This is a genomic window from Serratia sp. szju (assembly GCF_044594185.1).
In the GTDB taxonomy this organism is placed as follows: domain Bacteria; phylum Pseudomonadota; class Gammaproteobacteria; order Enterobacterales; family Enterobacteriaceae; genus Serratia; species Serratia bockelmannii.
On the sequence record NZ_CP172576.1, the window covers coordinates 207829 to 230296 of the forward strand.

Here is a 22468-nt window from a genome sequence, read left to right on the forward strand (position 1 = left end):
TCAGGGACAGCCCGCTGTCCCTTCCATCTTTCAACGCACATCAGCCCGCCGTCTGGCCGCCTTCATCCGGCGAGAGCGTTCTTTTCACTTCCTGCACTTCATTGCCCTGCTGGTTATGCAGATACACCTCCAGCTGATTGAAGGCAATGTCGATGTCGTTTTCCCGGCACAAGCGGTCGATTGAGCGGTTCAGTTCGTCCACCGTGTAGCTGCGATCGCGCAGTTCCCGTACATAGAGCCGCAGTTCGTGATCCAGCGTGCTGGCCCCGAAGTTGAGGAAGAACACCTGCGGTTCGGGATCGGTCATCACCCGCGGGTTGTCGTGCGCCGCCTGCAGCAGCACCTTTTTCACCTTGTCGAGATCGGAACCGTAAGCCACGCCCACCTTGATCAGCACGCGGGTGATGGTGTCGGACAGTGACCAGTTGATCAGCCGCTCGGTGACGAACGCCTTGTTCGGAATGATCACCTCTTTGCGGTCGAAGTCGGTAATGGTGGTGGCGCGAATGCGGATCTTGCTGACCGAACCGGAGAAGGTGCCGATGGTGATGGTATCGCCGATGCGGATCGGGCGTTCGAACAGAATGATCAGGCCGGAGACGAAGTTGGCGAAGATCTCCTGCAGGCCAAAGCCAAGCCCGACCGTCAGACCGGCGGCCAGCCATTGCAGTTTGTCCCAGGATACGCCCAGCGATCCCAGCGCAACCACGGCGCCCACGGCGGTGATCAGGTAAGTGAGCACGGTGGTGATGGCATAAGACGCCCCCTGCCGCAGCTGCAGCCGCGACAGCACCACCACCTCCAGCAGGCCGGGCAAGTTGCGGGTGAGCACATAAGCGACGATCACCGCGGCGATCGCCACCATCATGTTACCCAGCGTCACCGCCTGCGACACGCTGCTGCCCGCCACGGTGCTGGTGTAATGCCACAGCGTGATGCTGTCCAGGTAAGCGATGACCGTCACCAGATCCGACCAAATGGCGTAGAAGGCGCTGGCGAAGATGGCGAACAGCACCAGGGTGGTCAGGCGCAGCGACTGCTGGTTGATCTGATCGAGCGCTAGCGGCGGCTCTTCCACCACCGCTTCGCCGCCTTCGGCCCCCTCTTTCACCACGTTTTGCCGCCGCGCCAACGCGCGCCGGTAGGCCAAACGCCGCGCCGCCACGCTCAGGCCGCGCAGGGCAGTCAGATACACGATATTCCACAGGAAGAACAGATACAGGCTGTCTATCCAGCGGCTGGCCAGCCGCAGCGTGGTATAGAAGTAACCGGCGAACATCAGCCCCAGCAGGATCAGCGGTGTGGCGGCAAGCGCGGTCACCACCACCAGCCGCACGGCATGCGAGCCCTTTTCACGCCAGCTGTCGCGGCACAGCGGGAACACCAGCACCGCAAGCAGCGCCAGCGTCAACATCACCACGATCTGGCCGATGACGTCTTCCACCAGACGCAGCGGCGCTTTCTCGCCCAATACCGACCAGAAGATCAGCGGCTGCAGCGCCAGCCCCAGCCGCAGCGTCTGGCGGCGGTAATGCGCGCACAGGTTAGCGCCGAAGTTGAAATGCCGCTCGGCGATGCCGCCCGGTTTCAGCATGCGATAGCTGAAGCCGAACACCAGCCACGACAACGCCAGCTGCTGCGACAACGCCCAAATAAAGTCGCTGATACCCAAATCCGCGCGATACATCCAGAAACCGACGCCGAGCAGCAGCGCGGCGCCAGGCAACACCTTCAGCAAGGTCAGCGCGATGGCCTTCGGCGTGTGCAGCTGGCCGTCGCGCTTCAGTTGCCCCACGTCGTTGGCCAGCTTTTGCAAATGACTGTCGATCAACCGGTAGCGCCAGCGCAATACCCCGATCGCCAACAGCAACGGGATCAGGAACACCAGCGCATTCAAGCCGCCCTGCAATAGCTTGCCACCGTCGAATTTGATATCGAGCCCGGCGAGCTGATCGCGCACCGCCTCCGGCATTGCCTTCAGCCACGCCAGATCGACCGGCTTGTTGCTGTTGACCCAGAAAATCTGCTGGGTCAGCGTATCCTGCAGCGAGCCGTAGACGCTGGTGAGCTGCTGTTGGTTGATCTGCAGGTTGATCGACAGCGACAGCTGGTTGCTGAGCTGCTTGTTCAGTTGATCCAGCAGTTCGCGGCGCATGTCGACGATCTCGTTCAGTGCGTCGATCACTTCCGGGCCGGCCTTTTCCTTGCTTTCGGCCACCAGCTGGTTGATGTAATCCTCACCCTTGAACAGATCGTCGCGTTGCTGATTGATATCGAACTGCTCCAGCCGCAGATCGGCGATACGCGTGTCTATATCAGCCAGCAGCGTGCCCTGCGGCAGGCTCTGCTGCTGCTGATACAGAATGCGCGACAGCACCAGGCTGCCCTTCAGCACCTGGATCTGCTCTTTCAGGTTACGTTCCGCCTGCAGACCGCGATCGAGCCAGTTTTTGACCCGAATATTCTGCTGGAACAGGGTGTTGCTCTCTTCAGTGGCGGCAATCAGCTGTTGGCTCAACTGTCGGTTGACGTCCAGCTGCTTGCTGACCAGCTGATCGTGCTGGATATCGGTGGCGTCTTCCGGGTTCTGCGCCTCTTTGGCGGTTTTTTCAGACAGCGTCAGGCGCTTGCTGTTGACGAGCTCCTGCAGCAGCTGCACCGACCGATCCAGCGCATCGATATGCGCCGTGGTGTAATCACGCTGTTTTTGCAGCAGATCTTGTAGCGTGGTGTTGGCTTCCAGGCTCTTGCGCTGCAGCTCCAACTGCGCGTTGAGCAGCGCCTGTTCGGTGGCCAGCATGACCTGCTGGCTATTGCGCAGCGAATCTTGCCCCGGCGTCTGGCCGCTGAGCTGGCTGCGGATCTCCTGCAGGCGCTGCGAAGCGGCGTACATGGTGCTCTGCACCCGTTCAGGCTGGGTTTGCAGCGACACCAGTTGGCTGTTGTAGGTCGAGAGGCTCTCCTGCGCGCTTTGCAGCTCGTCGAGCGTTTGATACAGCCGGCTTTCCAGCTGGCGCAGCGACAGCGGCAACAGCGCGGCGCGCGCGGCCGCGTTGTCCGTCGGCTGCTTCAGCGCATCCAGTTCGGCGGTGACCTGATTGAGCTTCGCCGGCGCCTGCTGCACCTGCTGTTTAAGCTGTGCGACGTCTTGCCGGTTGCGCTCGATGGCATCCAGCAGTTCCAGCGTGCGGGTCAAATCCTGCTGGGAGAGCTTTTCGACCGGCGTCAGGGTTTTTTGTTTGTTCAGCGTTTCCAGCTGGCTTTGCACTTCGCTGCGCTGCGGCAGATCGCCGTTCAGCGCCGCCTGTGCCGGCAAGCAACACGCAAAAATCAGGAAAAGGAGTGTCACGGCGGCGATGCGCCGCCGGCATGCGCCGACAAACGTGAGCGGCGTCAGAGAAGGCAGAGTCAACCAGCGATGCATGATTTGGCTTCGGATCGGTAAAGAAGCCTGAAGATTATCACGACCGCCGGCGGGCAACGAACAACAAAAACGTTGCCGGTGATGTCTCGTTGTCGCGAAATCAGAAAGTCAGCACTTTCTCCGCCGCCAGCGTCCACTGCGCCAGCTCGACCAAGGTGCCGATCGCCACGCCGTCCGCCAGCGGCAAGCGGCTGACGCCGCGCGCGTCGGCGCAGGTCTTGCACAGCTTGACCGGCACCTGCTGCGCGGTGAGGATCTCCAGCATCTGCTGCAGATGGTACCCTTCGTGCGGCTGCTGTCCGGCCAGCCCGGCCACCACCGCGTCGGACATCAGAAACAGCCGCAGGTCGAGGCTGCTCTGCTGCTCTTTCATGGCGATGGCCAACCGCAGCGCATTGAACAAGGATTCATGGCCATAGGCGGCGCCATTGGCAATAAGAACAACTGATGACATGAAATCTCTCCTTATAAAGGAACGCGGTCGGCGTCAGGCGTCACCGCGTCGGGTTTGAGGCGCAAGGTGGGGCAAAACTGCAGCATCTCCAAAAACGCGTCCACCAGCGCTTCGGCTTCGGCCCGCAGATCGAAACTTTCCGGCATAAACAGCCAGTTTTCCATCAGGCCGGTGATATAACCGCGCAGGATGATCGCCGCACGACGGGTATGTAAATCGGCGGGCAATTGCCCGTGGTGAATGCAGTTATACAGCACCGCTTCGATGCGTTCATAACCGGCGAGGTACAGCACCTTGCGCGAATCCAGCAGCGGCATCATTTCACCGACAAACTCGCATTTGTGGAATATAATTTCCATCAACGCCCGCCTACGGCCGTCTTCAACCGTAGACGTCAGAATGTAAATCAGAATTTCTCGGATAACCCGCAGTGGATTATCGGGAAACTTTGCCTGATACTCTGTTTCGAGCTGGTCAATTTTCGGCTCGGTAGATTCCCAAACTTCATTAAACAGGTCTACCTTATTCTTGAAGTGCCAGTAGATGGCTCCACGCGTAACCCCGGCAGCGGTGGCAATATCTGTCAGTGACGTTGCAGCAACGCCACGTTCAGAGAACTCTCTCACCGCAGCATCAAGGATTTGCTGTCGGGTTTCTTGCGCCTGCTGTTTGGTTTTTCGTGCCATGGCATTGTTATTTAGGGGGAGTGTGATTTACATACATTCGCGAATGTATGTACCATAGCACGCACATATAATTAACGCAGCAATGGGTTTTAAAGCTTGTGATCCATTGATCATTTTGAAATCGGACACTTGAGGTTTTTCTATGAACAAAAACAGAGGGTTAACGCCTCTGGCGGCCGTTCTGATGCTTTCAGGCAGCTTAGTGCTAACAGGATGTAACGATAAAGAAACCCAACAGCAAGGCGCCCAACAACAGGCGCCTGAAGTGGGCGTAGTCACCTTGAAGGCTGAGCCTCTCAACATTACTACCGATCTTCCTGGCCGCACCGCTGCGTATCGTATCGCCGAAGTTCGCCCTCAGGTCAGCGGCATCATCCTGAAGCGCAACTTCGTTGAAGGCAGCGATATCAAGGCCGGGACGTCTCTGTACCAAATCGATCCCGCAACCTATCAAGCCAGCTACGACAGCGCGAAAGGCGATTTGGCCAAAGCACAGGCCAGCGCTTCCATCGCACGCGTGACGGTAAACCGCTACAAGCCATTGCTGGGCACGAGCTACATCAGTAAACAGGACTACGACAACGCCGTCTCCACGCTGCAGCAGGCGGACGCCGCCGTCGTGGCCGCCAAGGCCGCCGTGGAAACCGCGCGCATCAACCTGGCGTACACCAAGGTGACCTCTCCGATCTCCGGCCGCATCGGCAAGTCCGCCGTGACCGAAGGCGCTCTGGTCAGCAACGGCCAGGCAACCGCACTGTCTACCGTGCAGCAGCTGGATCCGATGTATGTCGACGTCACCCAGTCAAGCACTGATTTCCTGCGCCTGAAGCAAGAGCTGGCCAGCGGCGCGCTGAAGCAGGAAAACGGCAAGGCAAAAGTGAAACTGATGCTGGAAAACGGCACCGAATACGCGCAGGAAGGCACGCTGGAGTTCTCTGACGTCACCGTCGATGAAACCACTGGCTCCATCACCATTCGCGCCCTGTTCCCTAACCCGAACGATACGCTGTTGCCGGGCATGTTCGTACGCGCCCGTCTGGACGAAGGCGTGCGCAGCGATGCGCTGCTGGTGCCTCAGCAAGGCGTTACCCGCAACCCGCGCGGCGACGCGACGGCGTTGGTGGTAGGGGCAGACGACAAAGTTGAGCTGCGCACGCTGAAGGCCGACCAGGCGATCGGCGACAAATGGCTGGTTACCGATGGCCTGAAATCCGGCGATCGCGTGATCGTCTCCGGCCTGATGAAAGTGCATCCGGGCGCGCAGGTAAAAGTGCAGGAAGTTGACACTCAGGCGCAAAAACAGCCGCAGTCTGAAGCGCAGAAGTCATAAAAAGGAGCCTGTAATACATGGCTAAGTTCTTTATAGATCGCCCGATTTTCGCCTGGGTAATCGCCATCATCGTCATGTTGGCGGGGGTGCTTGCAATAATGAAACTGCCAATCGCGCAGTATCCCACTATTGCACCGCCGGCGGTGAGTATTTCCGCCAACTACCCGGGCGCAGATGCCAAAACGGTGCAGGATACCGTCACGCAGATTATCGAACAGAACATGAACGGTATCGATAACCTGATGTACATGTCCTCCACCAGTGATTCCTCTGGTAGCGTCACCATTACCCTGACGTTTGATTCCGGCACCGATCCTGACATCGCGCAGGTTCAGGTTCAGAACAAACTGTCGTTGGCCACCCCGTTGCTGCCGCAAGAAGTTCAGCAACAGGGCCTGAAAGTAGAAAAATCCAGCAGCAGCTTCCTGATGGTGGCCGGCTTCGTTTCCGACGATCCGAACATGACTCAGGACGATATTGCGGACTACGTGGCGTCCAACATCAAGGACCCGATCAGCCGTTCGTCCGGCGTGGGTGAAGTGCAGCTGTTCGGTGCCCAGTACGCGATGCGTATCTGGCTGGATCCGAACAAGCTGAACAACTTCCAACTGACGACCACGGACGTGACCTCCGCCATCACCGAGCAGAACAACCAGATCGCCGCAGGCCAGCTGGGCGGCCTGCCGCCGGTGCCGGGGCAGCAGTTGAACGCCTCGATCATCGCGCAGACCCGTCTGACTTCGCCGGAAGAGTTCGGCAAGATCCTGCTGAAAGTGAATACCGACGGTTCTCAGGTACGCCTGCGCGACGTCGCTCATATCGAGCGCGGCGCGGAAAGCTATGCCGTTACCGCTCGCTACAACGGCAAGCCTGCCGCCGGCCTGGGTATCAAACTGGCGACCGGCGCCAACGCCTTGAACACCGCCAAAGGTGTGAAAGACGAGCTGGCCAAGATGGCGCCATTCTTCCCGCAAGGGATGAAAGTGGTTTATCCGTACGACACCACCCCGTTCGTTAAAATCTCCATCAACGAAGTGGTGAAAACGCTGATCGAAGCCATCATCCTGGTCTTCCTGGTGATGTATCTGTTCCTGCAGAACTTCCGCGCGACGCTGATCCCAACCATCGCGGTGCCGGTAGTACTGCTGGGGACCTTTGCGATCCTCGCCGCGTTCGGCTTCTCGATAAACACCCTGACGATGTTCGGCATGGTGTTGGCGATCGGCCTGCTGGTGGATGACGCCATCGTGGTGGTGGAAAACGTCGAGCGCGTCATGTCCGAAGAGGGGCTGCCGCCGAAAGAAGCTACCCGTAAATCGATGGGCCAGATCCAGGGCGCGCTGGTGGGTATCGCCATGGTGCTGTCGGCGGTATTCGTGCCGATGGCGTTCTTCGGCGGTTCAACCGGCGCCATCTATCGCCAGTTCTCGATCACCATCGTGTCCGCGATGGCGCTGTCGGTGCTGGTGGCCTTGATCCTGACGCCGGCGCTGTGCGCCACCCTACTCAAACCGATCCCGAAAGGCGATCACGGGGTTAAAACAGGCTTCTTCGGCTGGTTTAACCGCATGTTCGAGAAGAGCACGCATCACTATACCGACAGCGTGGGCAACATCCTGCGCAGCACCGGCCGCTATCTGATCATCTACCTGTTGATCGTGGTTGGCATGGGCCTGCTGTTCCTGCGCCTGCCTTCCTCGTTCCTGCCGGACGAAGATCAGGGCATCCTGTTGACCATGGTGCAGTTGCCTGCCGGTGCCACCGAGTCCCGTACCAACAAAGTGCTGGAAGAAGTCTCCGACTACTTCCTGAACAAGGAAAAGGACAACGTGGTTTCGGTGTTTACCGTCGCGGGCTTCGGCTTCAACGGTAACGGCCAGAACAACGGCCTGGCATTCGTCAGCCTGAAAGACTGGGGTGAGCGTCCAGGGGCCGGGAACAAGGTCGAGGCGATCGCGGGCCGTGCCATGGGCGCCTTCTCGCAGATTAAAGAAGGCCTGGTGTTCCCGTTCAACCTGCCGGCGATCATCGAACTCGGTACCGCAACCGGCTTCGACTTCGAGCTGATTGACCAGGGTGGCCTGGGGCACGAAAAACTGACCGAAGCGCGTAACCAGCTGTTGGGCATGGTTGCTCAGCATCCGGACGTGCTGGTGGGTGTGCGCCCGAACGGCCTGGAAGATACACCGCAGTTCAAACTGATCGTCGATCAGGAGAAAGCCAAGGCGCTGGGCGTCAGCATCACCACCATCAACAGCACGCTGAGCACCGCCCTGGGTGGTTCGTACGTCAACGACTTCATCGACCGCGGTCGTGTGAAGAAGGTGTATGTACAGGCCGACGCGCCGTTCCGTATGCTGCCGGAAGACATCAACAAGTGGTACGTGCGCGGTACCAGCGGCCAGATGGTGCCATTCTCCGCCTTCTCTTCGGCGAAGTGGGAATACGGCTCGCCGCGTCTGGAACGCTATAACGGCCTGCCGTCGATGGAAATTCTGGGCCAGGCCGCACCGGGCAAGAGTACCGGTGAAGCGATGAACCTGATGGAACAGCTGGCATCCAAACTGCCAAGTGGCATCGGTTACGACTGGACCGGTATGTCCTATCAGGAACGTCTGTCGGGCAACCAGGCGCCGGCGCTGTACGCCATCTCGATTCTGGTGGTGTTCCTGTGTCTGGCAGCGCTGTATGAAAGCTGGTCCGTGCCGTTCTCGGTCATGCTGGTATTGCCGCTGGGGGTTATCGGTGCGTTGCTGGCCGCGACGATGCGCGGCATGAACAACGACGTGTACTTCCAGGTAGGGCTGCTGACCACCATCGGTCTATCGGCGAAGAACGCCATCCTGATCGTTGAGTTCGCCAAGGATCTGATGGAGAAAGAAGGCAAAGGTCTGATCGAAGCGACGTTGGAGGCGGTGCGTATGCGTCTGCGTCCAATCCTCATGACGTCCCTGGCCTTCATCCTCGGGGTTCTGCCGCTGGTTATCAGCAGCGGCGCAGGCTCCGGCGCACAGAACGCGGTAGGTACCGGCGTAATGGGCGGGATGATCACCGCCACCGTCTTGGCGATCTTCTTCGTGCCGGTGTTTTTCGTGGTGGTTCGCCGCCGCTTCAGCAAGAAGAACGAGGACCTGGAACACAGCCATCCGGTAGAACACCACTGATCGCTCAGTGATGTGAGCTCCACCCGATAACCGAAAAGGCCGCGCATGCGGCCTTTTTCTTTTGCTTCAGTTGCTTAATGCAAACCGTTCTCATTAATTCACTTTTGTGTGCAATTTACGCTTGATCGCGATGCCAGGTCGGCGCATAATTATTGTTATAGTATAACATTACACGAGAGAGCCATTATGAAACCCGGCATCCATCCCGATTATCGCACCGTGGTGTTCCACGACGTCAGCGCCAATGCCTACTTCAAAGTGGGATCGACCATCAAAACCGATCGCACCATCGAACTGGACGGCGAAAGCTGGCCGTATGTCACCCTTGACGTCTCTTCTGCTTCGCATCCGTATTACACCGGCAAGCAGAAAGACTATTCCAAAGAAGGCAGCACGGCGCGCTTCCAGCAGCGCTTTGGCCGCTTTATCGGCAATAAGTAACAAGGAAATCCCATGCAGGTATTGAGTTCATTGCGTTCGGCGAAAAACCGCCACCCGGATTGCAAAGTCGTGCGTCGTCGTGGCCGCATCTATGTGATCTGTAAAAGCAATCCGCGATTCAAAGCGGTACAGGGACGTAAGAAAAAGCGTTAACTCCAAAGTGTCATCTGTCGCAAAGCCCCGTTGCTGCTCAACGGGGCTTTTTTTTTTTACGGCGAGAAAGTACCTGCAAGCCGTCCCCCGCCGGCAGGCGGGGGCGGAGATTACTTCATGCTGCTCAGCAGCGCGTCGACATTGTGCTTGAACGCCTGCTCATAGGTGGCCGCCGGGCCGCCCGCGCGGGAGAGCGCTTCAGGGTACAGCTCGCCGCCCGCCTTGGCGCCGGTGGCGGCGGCGATCTGTTTCACCAACCGCGGATCGGTCTGATTTTCGATAAAGTAAGCGTTGACCTTTTCCTGTTTGATTTGCTTGATCAGATTGGCCACGTCGCTGGCGCTGGCTTCGGCCTCGGTGGAAAACCCGACCGGGGCAAGGAAGGTGACGCCATACTCTTGCCCAAAGTAGCCAAACGCATCATGGCTGGTCAGCACCTTACGTTTCTGTGGTGGCACTGCGGCGAACTGGGTTTTGGCCCACTGGTCCAGTTTTTGCAACTGCTGAATGTATTCGGCTCCGCGCTGGCGAAAATAGTTGGCATCCTCGGGATCGGCGGCAATCAGGGCGTTCATCACGTTAGTGGCGTACTGTACGCCGTTTTTCATGCTATTCCAGGCGTGGGGATCGGTAATCGGTTTGCCGTCCTCTTCCATCTGGCGGGTACTGATCCCCTGTGAAGCGGTGATCACCTGCCCTTTATAACCCGAAGCGCTGACCAAGCGATCGATCCACCCTTCCAGCCCCAGACCGCTGACGAACACCACATCAGCCTGAGCCAGCTTCTTGCCGTCCTGCGGCGAAGGCTCGAAGCTGTGCGGATCGCCATCCGGCCCCACCAGCGTGCTGACCTTAACGTGATCGCCGCCCACCTCTTTGACGATATCACCCAGAATGGAAAAGCTGGCGACGGCGTCGACGGTCTTCGCCATCGCCCATGGGCTGGCCAGCAGAGCAGCAACCGCCAGCGATATAGGTAAACGTTTCATACTTTCTCCTTGCAAATGGCACTTCTCAACGGCGCGCGAAGGCGCAAATGCCTCCGCGCGTTCCAAATAGGATCGAGACGAAAAAGATGACGCTGGCGCTGAGCACGATCGCCGGGCCAGCAGGCAGCGAAGCATAGTAGGACCACACCAGCCCAATCACGCTGGACAGCGCGCCGATGCCCATCGCCGTCGCCAGCGTCTGCGGCAGATTGCGCGCCCAGAAGCGCGCGCTGGCGGCGGGCAGCATCATCAGCCCCACCGACATCAGGGTGCCGAGGATCTGGAATCCCGCCACCAGATTGACCACCACCAGCGCCAGAAATAGGCCGTGGATCAGTGCCAACCGGCGCGGGGCGTTGACGCGCAGAAAAGTCACGTCGAAGGATTCGATCACTAACGCGCGGTACAGCGCCGCCAATGCCAGCAGCGAAACCGAGGCGATCGCACCGACCATCAGCATGGCCTGCGCATCCACCGCCAAAATCGAACCGAACAGCACGTGCAGCAGATCCACGCTGGAACCGCGCAGCGAGACCAGCGTGACCCCCAGCGCCAGTGACCCCAGATAGAACCCGGCGAAGCTGGCATCTTCTTTTAACGGCGTGCGGCGGCTCACCAGGCCGGACAGCATCGCCACCGCCAACCCGGCGATAAAACCGCCCACCCCCATCGCCACCAGCGACATGCCGGAGATCAGATAACCGATCGCCGCGCCCGGCAACACCGCGTGGGACAATGCGTCCCCGACCAGGCTCATGCGGCGCAGCAGCAGAAACACGCCCAGCGGGGCGGCGCTGAGCGACAACGCCAGACAGGCCATGAGCGCGCGGCGCATAAAACCGAAAGAGAGGAAAGGATCGATAAGCCCATGCAACAACATCATGGCGCCACCGCCCGCAGATCCGGCTGCCGTTCGGCGGCGTGATACCTCGGCACCTGTTCCAGCACCCGCTTGGCCGCGCCCCAGTGGCAAGCCTGCGGCGTCAGCAACAGCACCTGTGAAAAATGCTCGGCGACCATCGACATATCGTGCAGCACGGCGATCACCGTTTTCCCCTGCCGGTGCAGTTGCGCAATCACCTGCAGCAAAATTTGCGTGGTGGCGCTGTCGATACCGGTGAAAGGTTCATCCAGCAAAATCAGCGGCGCCTGTTGGACCAGCAGGCGCGCAAACAACACCCTCTGCAGCTGGCCGCCGGACAGTTCACCCACCGGAGTGTGCGCCAGCGCGCTCATGCCAACGCTCGCCAACGCCTCGTTGACCTGGCTCGCCGCACGCTTGCTCATGCCGCCGAACATGCCACTTTGCGGCCAACAGCCCATCGCCACCAGATCGCTTACCGCAATCGGGAATTGCCGATCCAGCTCAGCCTGTTGCGGTAGATAAGCTCTGCGCGGCGGCTTTCCGCCGATAAAACTCAGGCTGCCGCCCAGCGGCGGCAACAATCCGGCGAAGGTTTTCAGCAGCGTCGACTTACCTGCCCCGTTGACGCCCACCACCGCGGTGAGCGATCCGGCGGTAAACTGCCCGCTCAGCGGCGGGAAAAGCGGCGTGGCGCCATAGCCTATCGCCAACTGACGCAAGGTAATCATGGCAGCGACACCGCCCAGAAGATGCCGAGCCACAGCAGGGCCAGCAGCATAACGGCACCTGCGCAACGCGCGGCAGCAGAGGTGGTGAACAACGAATTCAGTGACGGCGTGGCGTCATGTTGCGAAGTGGGAGTCAATGTCGTAGCCAAAAATGATGGGTTTATAGTTATAATATAACATCACATAGACTGTCGCATCTCAAGCTATGGCGCGACAATAATGCAACGGAACGTAACAATCTCTCGCGCAGCGGCACTTTCCCCCCAAGCCTCCTTATCAAATCCAGGGATATTCCCATTCGGTTGAAATGTTGGCGTAAGGTAAAGAACAGCGGTAAATCGAAAAATTTACCGACGAGGGAGGAAAAGGAGTAAGATAAGCAGATAACATTGCTGTTGGCCGAGATTAATGCTTGTTACCCTTGCCTGTAACCTGGATGTCAACGCACTTTCTGTTAACAAATTAAAGAAAGTGATTAATGACAATATAGCGGAGTTAGTGCCGGCACTGACCAGCGGACTCAGTTTTTATTCTGAAAGCGCACGCTATGCCGAAGATTCATTAGAAATACTTGATATAGTGCAACAGGGTGGTAGCGATTATTCAATGAGTTATCGTTATAAGTGGGGCATTTTTAATGCCTGCCTGGATATCAACAGCGAAGACACTCTCAGCGATAGCGTCCGGTTCCGTGTGACAGAACGGGGTTTAATCTTCGACATCATTGATAACTCACGTCCATCAACAGCGGATGAATTGTAAGTTTACGTAATAACTACAGGCCAAACGCGAAAAAATGATTTATATTCACTTTACGGGAAGTTTATTTAAAGACCGTTAAGCTGCCTCCGTCCATGATGTAAATCAGCTTACTCACATAGTGTTATCACACCGCAATTAAGACTTACGGAGGGGATGATATGGATGAGTATTCGCCTAAGCGACACGACATTGCTCAGCTCAAATTCTTGTGCGAAAATTTGTATGATGAAGGTATCGCTACCCTGGGAGACAGTCATCATGGGTGGGTCAACGATCCGACGTCCTCCGTCAACCTGCAGCTTAATGAGTTGATCGAACATATCGCTTCGTTTGTGATGAGCTATAAAATTAAATACATGGACGAATCTGACCTGTCGGAGTTAGTCGAAGAATATCTCGATGATACCTATACGCTGTTCAGCAGTTACGGTATCAATGATTCCGACCTGCGCCGCTGGCAAAAAACCAAGGCGAGATTATTCAGAATGTTCTCAGGAGAGGACATCTGTACGACAATGAAAACTTAAGGGATAATTATTCCCGAGCTATTTTTACGGTTATTAAACTAAAGGCCACCATGACTAAAACCGACTATCTGATGCGTTTACGTAAATGCACCACGATTGATACTCTCGAACGTGTTATTGAGAAAAATAAGTACGAGCTTTCCGATGATGAACTGGAGCTGTTTTACTCAGCGGCCGATCACCGTCTGGCAGAGCTCACCATGAACAAACTGTATGACAAAATCCCCACCTCCGTTTGGAAATATGTCAGATAATCAGACCCCCAACGCGTTGAGCCGATGCTTTTATCGGCTTCAATGTTCAAGCTGAATACGTACTTTTCCTATTGACAGTAAAACTTCATTTGCACTCCCCCTTTCAATAATAATATTGCCTGGAAGCAATTTTCTTTTTAAATCGAGACAGGTTACGCCATCGCCCCCTCATTATGCTTGCATCCAGAACCGCTAATTCATTATCCAAAAGAATTGAGGGCGGGAAGAAAAGAAATGCCTTGTCGCTCTGCCTGATGGCAGAAAGGGATAATCGATGAGTAGAAGAGAGACGGCAAAAGTGCGGATTGGCGAAGGCCAAATGGGTGGGGACCCTGCCAGCTACATCCCGGCACACACGTCACCTGCTGCGGCTGCTTCCTTCCGGACCTGACCGAGTTCACAAGTTAGTGTTGCGGGAGAACCAACAGGGCCCCCATTGACGGCTTCTGTACTCTGAAGCGGTGGGCATTATCGGCGATGCCCCGCCAAATAGCAAGCCAACCGGGGCTAACCGCTGTTTTCTTACCCACCTGCACTGTGGCACACTCTTCGCCTGGGTTTTGACTCGCGCAGGAACAGCAATATGCAACCAGAAGACGCCTCTTTCAGCCAGCGGGTATTCCACATCGTGGCCGCCATTCCTTACGGCAAAGTCACCACCTACGGCGAAGTCGCCCGGCTGGCCGGTTCACCGCGCGCCGCGCGCCAGGTTGGCGGCGTGCTGCGGCGTTTGCCGGAAGGCAGCGCGCTGCCCTGGCACCGGGTGATCAACCGGCACGGACAGATCTCGCAGCAGGGGGAGGATTTTCAACGGCAACGGCAGGCACTGCTGGCGGAAGGGATTATTTTCGGCCCGCACAGCACGGTCGATTTCGAGCGCTACGGCTGGCGCTGGTAAAACAAAACAGCCTTTGGCCGAAGCGCAAAGGCTGTTGATTTCATCTTGCTGTACCGCAGGAAATTTACTGCATGGCGGTTGGCGCAGCCTGAATCGGCACACCCTGAACCGGAACCAGCAGCAGATCGGCGCGGGTACCGTTGCGGTTAACCACTTCCTGGATAGTGTCGGTAATAAACATCAGTCGCCCGTTGACCGTCACCGCCGCGCTCAGAATGATACGCGCATTCGGTTGGATGTCGGACGGATTGTACGGTAGCGTAAAGTTGAATGGCGCCTGTTGCCCTTCAGTACGTATCGCGCGCTGTGCAATCACTTTGGACGGTGCATCCGCCAGCGAGGCGTCAGAGAGGGTGACCGTCAGTACGGCGTCCGGCGGCAGCGCAATACGCTGACGTATATTAACCGAACCTGTCACCGCCGGGCCTTGAATCTGCGTTTGCGCAGCCGCCGGATTACCGGCCGCCTGTGTAGGCACATCAGCACTCTTTTGCGCGCATCCTGCCAGCGTGATCGTCAGTGCCGCGGCACCGCCTACGATTTGCCAGAGTTTCATGGATCGGTCTCCTTTTTTATTATCAACATGTTGGTGGCTTTCACCACCGCACTTATTAAACCTAGCACAAAACACTGATAAATCCACTTTACCCCGCCTATTAATCACTTAAACAGCCCAAGGCGCCCACGATTAAGAGCATTCTCATCGGCCCTGTAATGCAAAATGTTGACGCCACGCCGTGATATTCCGCACACTGCGCAAAATGATTATTAGAAAGGTAACAATTTTATGAGCCAGGCATTGCAAAACCTCCTTGATCTGCTGGATCTGGAGAAAATCGAAGAAGGGCTGTTCCGCGGCCAAAGCGAAGATCTGGGGCTGCGCCAGGTGTTCGGTGGACAGGTTGTCGGCCAAGCGCTCTACGCCGCCAAGCAGACGGTGCCGGACGAGCGCAGCGTGCACTCGTTCCACAGCTACTTCCTGCGCCCGGGCGACAGCAGCAAACCCATCGTTTACGACGTAGAAACCCTGCGCGACGGCAACAGCTTCAGCGCCCGTCGCGTCAGCGCTATTCAGCACGGCAAACCTATTTTCTATATGACCGCCTCTTTCCAAAGCCCGGAAACCGGTTTCGAGCACCAGAACCTGATGCCGGACGTGCCGCCGCCGGAAGGGCTGCTGTCCGAGTCAGAGATCGCCCAGAAGCTGGCGCATATGCTGCCGGAAAAAGTGCGCGAAAAATTTATCGGCCAGAAGCCGATCGAAATGCGCCCGGTGAAATTCCACAATCCGTTGAAAGGCAGCGTGGAAGAGCCGCATCGCTACGTGTGGTTCCGTGCCAACGGCAGCATGCCGGACGATCAGCGCATCCACCAATATCTGCTGGGCTACGCGTCGGACTTTAACTTCCTGCCGACGGCGCTGCAGCCACACGGCGTCGGCTTCCTCGAGCCGGGCATGCAGGTGGCCACCATTGACCACTCAATGTGGTTCCACCGTCCGTTCCGTATGGATGACTGGTTGCTGTACGCGGTGGAGAGCTCCTCCGCCTCCGGCGCACGGGGCTTTGTGCGCGGCCAGATCTACACTCGCGACGGCGTACTGGTCGCCACCACCGTGCAGGAAGGGGTGATTCGCCAGCGCGACGCCTAATCCGCAATATAAAGTAAGGGGCGATGTTTCCATCGCCCCTTTTTGCTTCATCATTATTTTAGTCTTTCGCGCACTGCCCTGCTTCGAGTCTTATTGGTTGTAGGCGCTCTCGCCGTGGCTGTTGACATCCAGCCCTTCGCGCTCCTGCTCTTCCGGCACTCTCAGCCCCACCATCGCGCCCGCAATCTTGAAGGCGATAAAGGCGGCGACGCTTGACCACACCAGCGTAATCACGACGCTCAGCAGCTGGATCCACACCTGATGGCCCATCGTCACGCCTTCGGCATAGCCGGTGCCGCCGAGGGAAGAAGCGGTGAACACGCCGGTCAGCAGACAGCCGACAATGCCGCACACCCCGTGCACGCCGAACACGTCGCAGGTGTCGTCCACTTTCAGCCATTTCTTCAACGTCACGACGCCCCACAGGCCGGCAACGCCGCCTACCAGGCCGATGATCAACGCCCCACCCACGCCGACGGTGCCCGCCGCCGGCGTCACCGCAACCAGCCCGGCGATCATGCCGGAGCAGGCGCCCAGCAGCGAAGGCTTGCCGCGCAGCACCCACTCGGCGAAGGTCCAGGAGAGAATGGCGCCCGCGGTAGCCACCACCGTGTTGAGGAATGCCAGGGCCGCGATGCCGTTGGCCGCGCTGGCGGAACCGGCGTTAAAGCCGAACCAGCCGATATACAGGATGGACGCCCCGGTAAACACCATCGGCAGGTTGTGCGGTTTGAACGCCTCTTTACCGAAGCCGGCGCGTTTGCCGAGCAGATAGGCGCCGATCAGCCCCGCGCTGGCGGCGTTGATGTGTACCACGGTGCCACCGGCGAAGTCCAGCGCGCCGTCGGTGGCCAGATAGCCACCGCCCCACACCATGTGCGCGATCGGCAGGTAAGACAGGGTGAACCACAGGATCGCGAAGATCAGCACCGCCGAGAAGCGAATGCGTTCGGCGAAGCCCCCCACCACCAGCGCCACGGTAATGCAGGCGAAGGAGGCCTGGAAAGCGACGTGGATCATCTGGCTGATGCTGCCAGTGACGCTGTCGATGCCGATGCCTTTCAGCATCGCCGTCTCGAATCCGCCGAACACCGCATTGCCTTCGCTGAACGCCAGGCTGTAGCCATACAGCACCCACAGCACGCAGACCAGCGCGAAGGTGACGGTGACCTGCGTCAGCATCGACAGCACGTTTTTGCCGCGCAGCAGGCCGCCGTAAAACAGCGCGATGCCCGGCAGCGTCATGAACAGCACCAACGCGGTGCAGATCATCATAAAGGCGTTGTCGGCCTTATCGGCGACCGCCGGGGCGGCCAGGGCCAAAGAAGGAACCAGGGTTACCGAACTCAGGCCCAACATGGATAACAGTCTTTTCATTATCAATCCATCCCCATTGCTTAACTGAGTTCGTGGTTACAGTGCCGATTCGTCGGTTTCGCCGGTGCGAATGCGGATCACGCGTTGCAACTCGGCAACGAAAATTTTGCCGTCGCCGATTTTACCGGTGTAGGCGGCTTTGCTAATCACATCAACCACTTCATCCAACTGATCGTCGGCGATAGCGATATCGATTTTGACCTTGGGCAAGAAGTTGACGTTATATTCGGCGCCGCGATACAGCTCGGCATGCCCCTTCTGGCGGCCAAAGCCCTTCACTTCGGTTACGGTCAACCCCTGAATGCCCACGGAGGACAGAGCCTCGCGCACATCCTCCAGCTTGAACGGTTTGATTACCACGGTCACCAGCTTCATATTGCCCCTCCACGAATTAAGCCCAAACTCACCCCTGGTACGCGTCATATGTAGCAAGGGCTGTGCCAAATTTAATTTTGCATGACGATTCAGCGGATTAGCGCACACGCGGGCGCCGCCGCGACGCAGCGCAGCGCCGATACCTTGAATGGGTTAAATAATGCGCACTGATTTGGTGCACATCGCGTCGAAAAAGTGCAGAAAGGGGGCATGGCACAGGCGGGTTGCCTGCTTGTGGTGCGTGGGAAAGAAACAAGGGCCGCGATCGCGGCCCCTGGGATCAGGCGGGTTGACTCTCCTCGCGCACCGCTTCCGCCAACTGCTCGCCCGCCAGCTGCAGCTGATACATCTGGTAGTAGCGCCCCTGCTGCGCCAGCAGCTGTTGATGGTTGCCCTGCTCCACTGCCTGGCCGCGATGCAGCACCAGGATGGAGTCGGCATCGACGATGGTCGACAGCCGGTGGGCGATCACCACCAGCGTGGTGTGCTCGCGGATCGCACGCAGCGCCCGCTGGATCGCCTGTTCGGTGCCCGAGTCGATATTGGCAGTCGCCTCGTCGAGAATCAAAATCTGCGGCGCCTGCACCAAGACCCGCGCCATCGCCAGCAGCTGTTTCTGCCCGACCGACAGGTTATTGCCCTGCTCCCCCAGGCGGGTGTGGATACCCTGCGGGAAGCCGCGCACCAGACTCGCCAACTGCACCGTTTCCAGCGCCCGCCAAACGGCGTCTTCCTCGATGTTACGCCCCAACGTGACGTTGGCCAGTACCGAATCGGCGATCACCACCGGATCCTGCTGCACCATCGCTACACCCTGACGCAGCGTGCGGTGCGACAGGCTGGATATCGGGCGTCCATCGAGACGCACTTCCCCCTCGCTGACCGGGTAATAGCCCATCAGCAAGTTGGCCAAGGTGCTCTTGCCGCTGCCGGTATGCCCGACCAGCGCCACGAAGCCGCGTGAGGGCACCGCCAGCGAAATATGCTGCAGCACCTTTTTGTCCGCACGGTAAGCGAAGCTCAGATCGGTGATGTCGATGCGGCCACCGGCCAGAGGACGATCGTCGGCACCGTAACTCTGCTGGCTGCGATCCATCAGCTCGAAAATGCGTTCGCCGGCCACCACCGCCTGCTGCAGGATCGACTGCTGTGACGTCAGCTCGATCAGCGGTTCATTCAGACGCCCCAGGTAGTTGATGAAGGCGTAGAGGACGCCGACGCCAATCACGCCCTCGCCGCTGAAGCCGAACAGCATCAACAGGCCGCACAGCACCAGCGCCGAAAACAGGCTGAGCAGCGGCCGCAGCAGAAAACCGTCGAGCCGCAGGGTCTGCATGCGCGCAAGATAATGCGACTGGCTGGCGGCGCTCATGCGCTCGCCGAAGCGCACCTGCTGGCGGAACTGCTGAATCACGCCCATGCCGTTGATCACTTCGTTGAAACCGTCGTTGATGTCCGCCAGATAACTGCGCACCCGGCGCACAATCGGCGTGCTGTAGTATTGATAGATGCCCATCACCACGAACACCGCCGGGAAGATGCAGATAGCCACCAGCGCCATGCGCCAGTCGAGGCTGAACATCGCCACCAGCATGGCGCCGATCAGCGCGGCGCTTTTCAGCACCGTGGAGACCACCATCACGTACAGATCCTTGATCACTTCGGTGTCGTTGGTAACGCGCGAGATCAATTGCCCGACCGGTTGTGTGTCAAAGGCGCTGAGCGGTTGGCGCAGCGCGGCGTCCATCACGTCGGTACGCAACCGCTGCACCACGCCCACCGCCGCCTGGTTGAACAACAGCGCCTGGAAGTAGTGCAGCGCCGCCGCCAGCAGCTCCAGCAGAATGTAGGCCGCCGCCAGCCCGCCGACAATCATCAGCGGCAGTTGCCCTTTGGCGACGTAATTATCGATAAAATAGCTGACCAGGATCGGCCCGGCGACTTCCGCCGCCGCCGCTATCCACAGCATCAGCACCGCCAGCCCCAGCGGTTTGCGGTACGGCGAGCCGTAGGCCAGCAGCCGCTTCAGCGTCGGCCACAGCTTTTGCACTTTATTCATCGGCCAACGCCTCCTCGCCGTTTTCCGGCGCTTCGTCCAGCGCCGCTTCCAGCTGCTGATAACGGTACATATCGCGATACCAGCCCGGCTGCGCCGCCAGCGCCGCCGGATCGCCGCGCTGCGCTACACCGCCGTGCTGCATCACCAGGATCTCGCTGGCTTCGGTCAATGCCGACAGCCGGTGCGCGCTGATGATCACCGTGCGATCTTGCCCCCAGCTGCGCAGGTTGTGCAGGATTTGGTGTTCGGTACGGCCGTCCACCGCCGACAGCGCGTCGTCGAGGATCAAGATCTCTGCATCCAGCAGCAGCGCACGCGCAATGGAGATGCGCTGTTTCTGCCCGCCCGACAACATCACGCCGCGTTCGCCCACCTCGGTGTCATAGCCTTGCGGCAGCCGCAGAATGTCCTCATGGACGCTGGCCAGCCGCGCTGCCTGTTCGATCTGCGCCTGCGTCGCGCCCGGATGGCCCAGCGCGATGTTGTTCGCCACGGTATCGGAGAACAGGAACGGCGTTTGGCTCACCACCGACAGTCGCGAACGCCAGTCGTCGAGTTTGACCTGCGGCAACGGCAGGCCGTGATAGCGGATCTGCCCTTGGTCGACGTCGAACTGACGCTGGATCAGCGACAACAGCGTCGATTTACCGGCCCCGGTCGGCCCGCACAGCCCCAGCATTTGCCCTGGTTTCAGCGTCACCGCCACATCGTGCAGCGCCGGATGTGGGTTTTCCGGGTAGTGGAACGCGCGGATATCCACGTCCAGCACGCCGCGCCCGGCCGGCAGCGCCTGTGGGCCATCCTGCACCGCCGGCGCCTCATCAAGCAGGCTGCGGATGCGGCTGTAGGCCGCGCTGCCGCGTTCGACGATGTTGAACATCCAGGCCAGTGCCAGCATCGGCCAGATCATCAGGCCGAGATACATCACAAAGCTGGTCAGTTGCCCGAGCGTCAGCGAACCGTTCACCACCATCCAACTGCCGCCGCCAATGGCCAGCAGGTTAGACGCACCGATGGCGATATAAATGGTCGGATCGAAGCGCGCATCCACCCGCGCCACGTGCATGTTCTTGGCCCCGGTCTGCGCCGCCACCTCGGCGAAGCGGTTGGATTGGTGATCTTCCAGCCCGAAGGCCTTGATCATGCGGATGCTGGTCATGCTTTCCTGCGCCTGATCGTTCAGGCTGGAAAACGCCGCCTGTGCCGATTTAAAGCGCTGGTGCAGCTGATCGCCGTAATATTTGATGGCGATCGCCATCAACGGCATCGGGATCAACGCCAGCACTGTCAGTTGCCAGCTGATTTGGGTGCTCATCACCACCAACACCACCAACCCCATCACCAGCGAATCCACCAGCGTCAGCACGCCTTCACCGGCGGCGAATACCACGCGATCCACGTCGTTGGTGGCGCGCGCCATCAGATCGCCAGTGCGGTGACGCAGGTAAAACGCGGGGTTTTGCCGGCTGAGCTGACGGTAAAAGTTTTCGCGCAGCTCGACCGCGAGCTGGTAGGACGCGCCGAACAGCAACACCCGCCACACATAGCGCAGCAGGTAAACGACGATCGCGGTACCGATCATCAACCCGAGCCAGGCCATCAGCACGCCGGTGGACATCTGTTTTTCGGTGACGCCGTCCACGATGATGCCGACCAGCTTAGGCGGCAGCAGTTGCAGGATGGCGATGACGATCAGCAGCACCACCGCCCCGAGGTAGCGGCGCCACTCCCGGCGGAAGTACCAGCCGATTTGAGCAAATAATCTCACGCAGTTTGATTCCAGGGTTTTATGGGATTTGTCTCTTTTTCTGCTTCAGCAGAGCAGGATACCACCGTTGAGCCGCCCGTCCGGTGAACTTTTCACTCCGGCACCGGCAGCGCGGTGGTGTATTTGATTTTTTCCATGGCAAAGCTCGAGGTGACGTCGATGAGGCCCGGTACGCCGTTCACCAGACGCTTATAAAAGCCGTCGTAGCTTTTCATGTCCGCCACTTCGACCTGCATCAGGTAGTCGTACTCTCCCGCCATGCGGTAAAACGCCAGCACCTCGGGCATCTGGCTGGTCAGCTGCACAAAAGCCTGATACCACTCGCTGCTGTGCTGCTGGGTTTTGATCAGCACGAACGCCGTCAGCCCCAGGCCGAGCTTTTCATTATCCAGCAAGGCCACCCGACCGCGGATATAGCCCTCGTCTTCCAGACGCTTCAGGCGTTTCCAGCACGGCGTCGAGGTCAAATTGACCGCATCCGCCAGCGCCTGCAGCGACTGGGTGCAATCTTGCTGCAGCATGCACAGCAGCTTACGGTCTGTTTTATCTAACATAGCGGCCAC

General features: G+C 58.7%; 21 protein-coding genes and 1 other RNA gene. 9 read left to right on the plus strand and 13 right to left on the minus strand.

Going from position 1 to position 22468, the window contains the following annotated elements:
• Nucleotides 1–40 precede the first annotated feature (40 nt).
• The 3 genes from mscK to acrR all read right to left on the minus strand — a co-directional run bounded on the left by mscK (nucleotide 41) and on the right by acrR (nucleotide 4564).
• Nucleotides 41–3424, minus strand: coding sequence for a mechanosensitive channel MscK (mscK, locus tag RE418_RS01060; protein ID WP_089180603.1), 3384 nt, complete (start codon nucleotides 3422–3424; stop codon nucleotides 41–43).
• A 100-nt stretch (nucleotides 3425–3524) separates the two neighbouring features.
• Complete coding sequence (locus tag RE418_RS01065) at nucleotides 3525–3878, minus strand: DsrE/DsrF/TusD sulfur relay family protein (RefSeq protein WP_004940282.1); 354 nt, start codon at nucleotides 3876–3878, stop codon at nucleotides 3525–3527.
• 11 nt (nucleotides 3879–3889) lie between these two features.
• The gene (gene acrR / locus RE418_RS01070) at nucleotides 3890–4564 is read right to left on the minus strand and encodes a multidrug efflux transporter transcriptional repressor AcrR (RefSeq protein WP_043135668.1); all 675 of its coding nucleotides are present in this window, start codon (nucleotides 4562–4564) and stop codon (nucleotides 3890–3892) included.
• 142 nt (nucleotides 4565–4706) lie between these two features.
• Here acrR and sdeX point away from each other — a divergent pair, with 142 nt between their 5' ends.
• The 4 genes from sdeX to ykgO all read left to right on the plus strand — a co-directional run bounded on the left by sdeX (nucleotide 4707) and on the right by ykgO (nucleotide 9652).
• Nucleotides 4707–5894, plus strand: coding sequence for a multidrug efflux RND transporter periplasmic adaptor subunit SdeX (gene sdeX / locus RE418_RS01075; protein ID WP_025301784.1), 1188 nt, complete (start codon nucleotides 4707–4709; stop codon nucleotides 5892–5894).
• A 17-nt stretch (nucleotides 5895–5911) separates the two neighbouring features.
• Nucleotides 5912–9058 carry a multidrug efflux RND transporter permease subunit SdeY gene (gene sdeY / locus RE418_RS01080; protein WP_025301783.1) on the plus strand — a complete coding sequence of 1049 codons (3147 nt, stop codon included), beginning with the start codon at nucleotides 5912–5914 and terminating at the stop codon, nucleotides 9056–9058.
• Nucleotides 9059–9244: 186 nt separating this feature from the next.
• Nucleotides 9245–9499, plus strand: coding sequence for a type B 50S ribosomal protein L31 (locus tag RE418_RS01085; RefSeq protein ID WP_004940303.1), 255 nt, complete (start codon nucleotides 9245–9247; stop codon nucleotides 9497–9499).
• 12 nt (nucleotides 9500–9511) lie between these two features.
• Nucleotides 9512–9652 (plus strand): type B 50S ribosomal protein L36, encoded by a 141-nt coding sequence (gene ykgO / locus RE418_RS01090; protein WP_004940304.1) that lies wholly within the window; start codon nucleotides 9512–9514, stop codon nucleotides 9650–9652.
• Between the two features lie 110 nt (nucleotides 9653–9762).
• Here ykgO and RE418_RS01095 read toward each other — a convergent pair whose 3' ends face one another.
• Genes RE418_RS01095 through RE418_RS01105 form a run of 3 tightly spaced genes read right to left on the minus strand, consistent with a single transcriptional unit; the run spans nucleotide 9763 to nucleotide 12234 of the window.
• Complete coding sequence (locus RE418_RS01095; protein ID WP_025301782.1) at nucleotides 9763–10641, minus strand: metal ABC transporter substrate-binding protein; 879 nt, start codon at nucleotides 10639–10641, stop codon at nucleotides 9763–9765.
• A gap of 25 nt (nucleotides 10642–10666) precedes the next feature.
• Complete coding sequence (locus RE418_RS01100; RefSeq protein ID WP_043135664.1) at nucleotides 10667–11524, minus strand: metal ABC transporter permease; 858 nt, start codon at nucleotides 11522–11524, stop codon at nucleotides 10667–10669.
• Entirely contained in the window at nucleotides 11521–12234 is a 714-nt protein-coding gene (locus RE418_RS01105) for a metal ABC transporter ATP-binding protein (RefSeq protein ID WP_060447642.1), read from the minus strand. The genes RE418_RS01100 and RE418_RS01105 overlap by 4 nt, the downstream gene beginning before the upstream one ends.
• A 408-nt stretch (nucleotides 12235–12642) precedes the next feature.
• Here RE418_RS01105 and RE418_RS01110 point away from each other — a divergent pair, with 408 nt between their 5' ends.
• The 3 genes from RE418_RS01110 to RE418_RS01120 all read left to right on the plus strand — a co-directional run bounded on the left by RE418_RS01110 (nucleotide 12643) and on the right by RE418_RS01120 (nucleotide 13777).
• On the plus strand, nucleotides 12643–12996 hold the full coding sequence (locus RE418_RS01110; RefSeq protein WP_025301779.1) for a hypothetical protein: 354 nt from the start codon (nucleotides 12643–12645) through the stop codon (nucleotides 12994–12996).
• Between the two features lie 158 nt (nucleotides 12997–13154).
• Complete coding sequence (tomB, locus tag RE418_RS01115; protein WP_004940312.1) at nucleotides 13155–13523, plus strand: Hha toxicity modulator TomB; 369 nt, start codon at nucleotides 13155–13157, stop codon at nucleotides 13521–13523.
• Between the two features lie 50 nt (nucleotides 13524–13573).
• Nucleotides 13574–13777 (plus strand): HHA domain-containing protein, encoded by a 204-nt coding sequence (locus RE418_RS01120; protein ID WP_004940313.1) that lies wholly within the window; start codon nucleotides 13574–13576, stop codon nucleotides 13775–13777.
• Between the two features lie 330 nt (nucleotides 13778–14107).
• On the opposite strand, the gene ffs is transcribed toward RE418_RS01120, so the two are convergent.
• Nucleotides 14108–14204: signal recognition particle sRNA small type (gene ffs, locus RE418_RS01125), an RNA gene on the minus strand.
• A 156-nt stretch (nucleotides 14205–14360) separates the two neighbouring features.
• Between ffs and RE418_RS01130 the strand changes: the two genes are divergently transcribed.
• On the plus strand, nucleotides 14361–14675 hold the full coding sequence (locus RE418_RS01130; RefSeq protein WP_025301778.1) for an MGMT family protein: 315 nt from the start codon (nucleotides 14361–14363) through the stop codon (nucleotides 14673–14675).
• A 64-nt stretch (nucleotides 14676–14739) separates the two neighbouring features.
• Here RE418_RS01130 and RE418_RS01135 read toward each other — a convergent pair whose 3' ends face one another.
• Nucleotides 14740–15231: a YbaY family lipoprotein gene (locus RE418_RS01135; protein WP_025301777.1), complete on the minus strand. Its 492-nt coding sequence runs from the start codon at nucleotides 15229–15231 to the stop codon at nucleotides 14740–14742.
• 231 nt (nucleotides 15232–15462) lie between these two features.
• Here RE418_RS01135 and tesB point away from each other — a divergent pair, with 231 nt between their 5' ends.
• Entirely contained in the window at nucleotides 15463–16326 is an 864-nt protein-coding gene (gene tesB, locus RE418_RS01140) for an acyl-CoA thioesterase II (RefSeq protein WP_016928847.1), read from the plus strand.
• 90 nt (nucleotides 16327–16416) lie between these two features.
• Here the strand turns inward: tesB and amtB are convergent, their stop codons facing one another.
• The 5 genes from amtB to RE418_RS01165 all read right to left on the minus strand — a co-directional run bounded on the left by amtB (nucleotide 16417) and on the right by RE418_RS01165 (nucleotide 22459).
• Nucleotides 16417–17703: an ammonium transporter AmtB gene (gene amtB, locus RE418_RS01145; RefSeq protein ID WP_038628958.1), complete on the minus strand. Its 1287-nt coding sequence runs from the start codon at nucleotides 17701–17703 to the stop codon at nucleotides 16417–16419.
• A gap of 36 nt (nucleotides 17704–17739) precedes the next feature.
• Nucleotides 17740–18078 carry a P-II family nitrogen regulator gene (gene glnK, locus RE418_RS01150; protein WP_004940327.1) on the minus strand — a complete coding sequence of 113 codons (339 nt, stop codon included), beginning with the start codon at nucleotides 18076–18078 and terminating at the stop codon, nucleotides 17740–17742.
• Between the two features lie 280 nt (nucleotides 18079–18358).
• Nucleotides 18359–20137 carry a multidrug efflux ABC transporter permease/ATP-binding subunit SmdB gene (gene smdB / locus RE418_RS01155; protein WP_089180602.1) on the minus strand — a complete coding sequence of 593 codons (1779 nt, stop codon included), beginning with the start codon at nucleotides 20135–20137 and terminating at the stop codon, nucleotides 18359–18361.
• A complete protein-coding gene (gene smdA / locus RE418_RS01160; RefSeq protein WP_060432557.1) occupies nucleotides 20130–21905 on the minus strand; it encodes a multidrug efflux ABC transporter permease/ATP-binding subunit SmdA in 1776 nt (591 codons plus the stop codon). The genes smdB and smdA overlap by 8 nt, the downstream gene beginning before the upstream one ends.
• Before the next feature lie 92 nt (nucleotides 21906–21997).
• Nucleotides 21998–22459 (minus strand): Lrp/AsnC family transcriptional regulator, encoded by a 462-nt coding sequence (locus tag RE418_RS01165; protein ID WP_004940330.1) that lies wholly within the window; start codon nucleotides 22457–22459, stop codon nucleotides 21998–22000.
• Nucleotides 22460–22468 lie beyond the last annotated feature (9 nt).

Excerpts from the sequence above, each read along its gene's own strand:
- smdB (WP_089180602.1), bottom strand. The coding sequence starts at position 20,137 with ATGAATAAAGTGCAAAAGCTGTGGCCGACGCTGAAGCGGCTGCTGGCC.
- RE418_RS01100 (WP_043135664.1), bottom strand. The coding sequence starts at position 11,524 with ATGATGTTGTTGCATGGGCTTATCGATCCTTTCCTCTCTTTCGGTTTT.
- RE418_RS01095 (WP_025301782.1), bottom strand. The coding sequence starts at position 10,641 with ATGAAACGTTTACCTATATCGCTGGCGGTTGCTGCTCTGCTGGCCAGC.
- mscK (WP_089180603.1), bottom strand. The coding sequence starts at position 3,424 with ATGCATCGCTGGTTGACTCTGCCTTCTCTGACGCCGCTCACGTTTGTC.
- RE418_RS01165 (WP_004940330.1), bottom strand. The coding sequence starts at position 22,459 with ATGTTAGATAAAACAGACCGTAAGCTGCTGTGCATGCTGCAGCAAGAT.
- RE418_RS01085 (WP_004940303.1), top strand. The coding sequence starts at position 9,245 with ATGAAACCCGGCATCCATCCCGATTATCGCACCGTGGTGTTCCACGAC.
- RE418_RS01130 (WP_025301778.1), top strand. The coding sequence starts at position 14,361 with ATGCAACCAGAAGACGCCTCTTTCAGCCAGCGGGTATTCCACATCGTG.
- tesB (WP_016928847.1), top strand. The coding sequence starts at position 15,463 with ATGAGCCAGGCATTGCAAAACCTCCTTGATCTGCTGGATCTGGAGAAA.
- RE418_RS01120 (WP_004940313.1), top strand. The coding sequence starts at position 13,574 with ATGACTAAAACCGACTATCTGATGCGTTTACGTAAATGCACCACGATT.
- sdeY (WP_025301783.1), top strand. The coding sequence starts at position 5,912 with ATGGCTAAGTTCTTTATAGATCGCCCGATTTTCGCCTGGGTAATCGCC.
- sdeX (WP_025301784.1), top strand. The coding sequence starts at position 4,707 with ATGAACAAAAACAGAGGGTTAACGCCTCTGGCGGCCGTTCTGATGCTT.
- RE418_RS01110 (WP_025301779.1), top strand. The coding sequence starts at position 12,643 with ATGCTTGTTACCCTTGCCTGTAACCTGGATGTCAACGCACTTTCTGTT.
- ykgO (WP_004940304.1), top strand. The coding sequence starts at position 9,512 with ATGCAGGTATTGAGTTCATTGCGTTCGGCGAAAAACCGCCACCCGGAT.
- tomB (WP_004940312.1), top strand. The coding sequence starts at position 13,155 with ATGGATGAGTATTCGCCTAAGCGACACGACATTGCTCAGCTCAAATTC.
- glnK (WP_004940327.1), bottom strand. The coding sequence starts at position 18,078 with ATGAAGCTGGTGACCGTGGTAATCAAACCGTTCAAGCTGGAGGATGTG.
- acrR (WP_043135668.1), bottom strand. The coding sequence starts at position 4,564 with ATGGCACGAAAAACCAAACAGCAGGCGCAAGAAACCCGACAGCAAATC.
- RE418_RS01135 (WP_025301777.1), bottom strand. The coding sequence starts at position 15,231 with ATGAAACTCTGGCAAATCGTAGGCGGTGCCGCGGCACTGACGATCACG.
- RE418_RS01105 (WP_060447642.1), bottom strand. The coding sequence starts at position 12,234 with ATGATTACCTTGCGTCAGTTGGCGATAGGCTATGGCGCCACGCCGCTT.
- RE418_RS01065 (WP_004940282.1), bottom strand. The coding sequence starts at position 3,878 with ATGTCATCAGTTGTTCTTATTGCCAATGGCGCCGCCTATGGCCATGAA.
- amtB (WP_038628958.1), bottom strand. The coding sequence starts at position 17,703 with ATGAAAAGACTGTTATCCATGTTGGGCCTGAGTTCGGTAACCCTGGTT.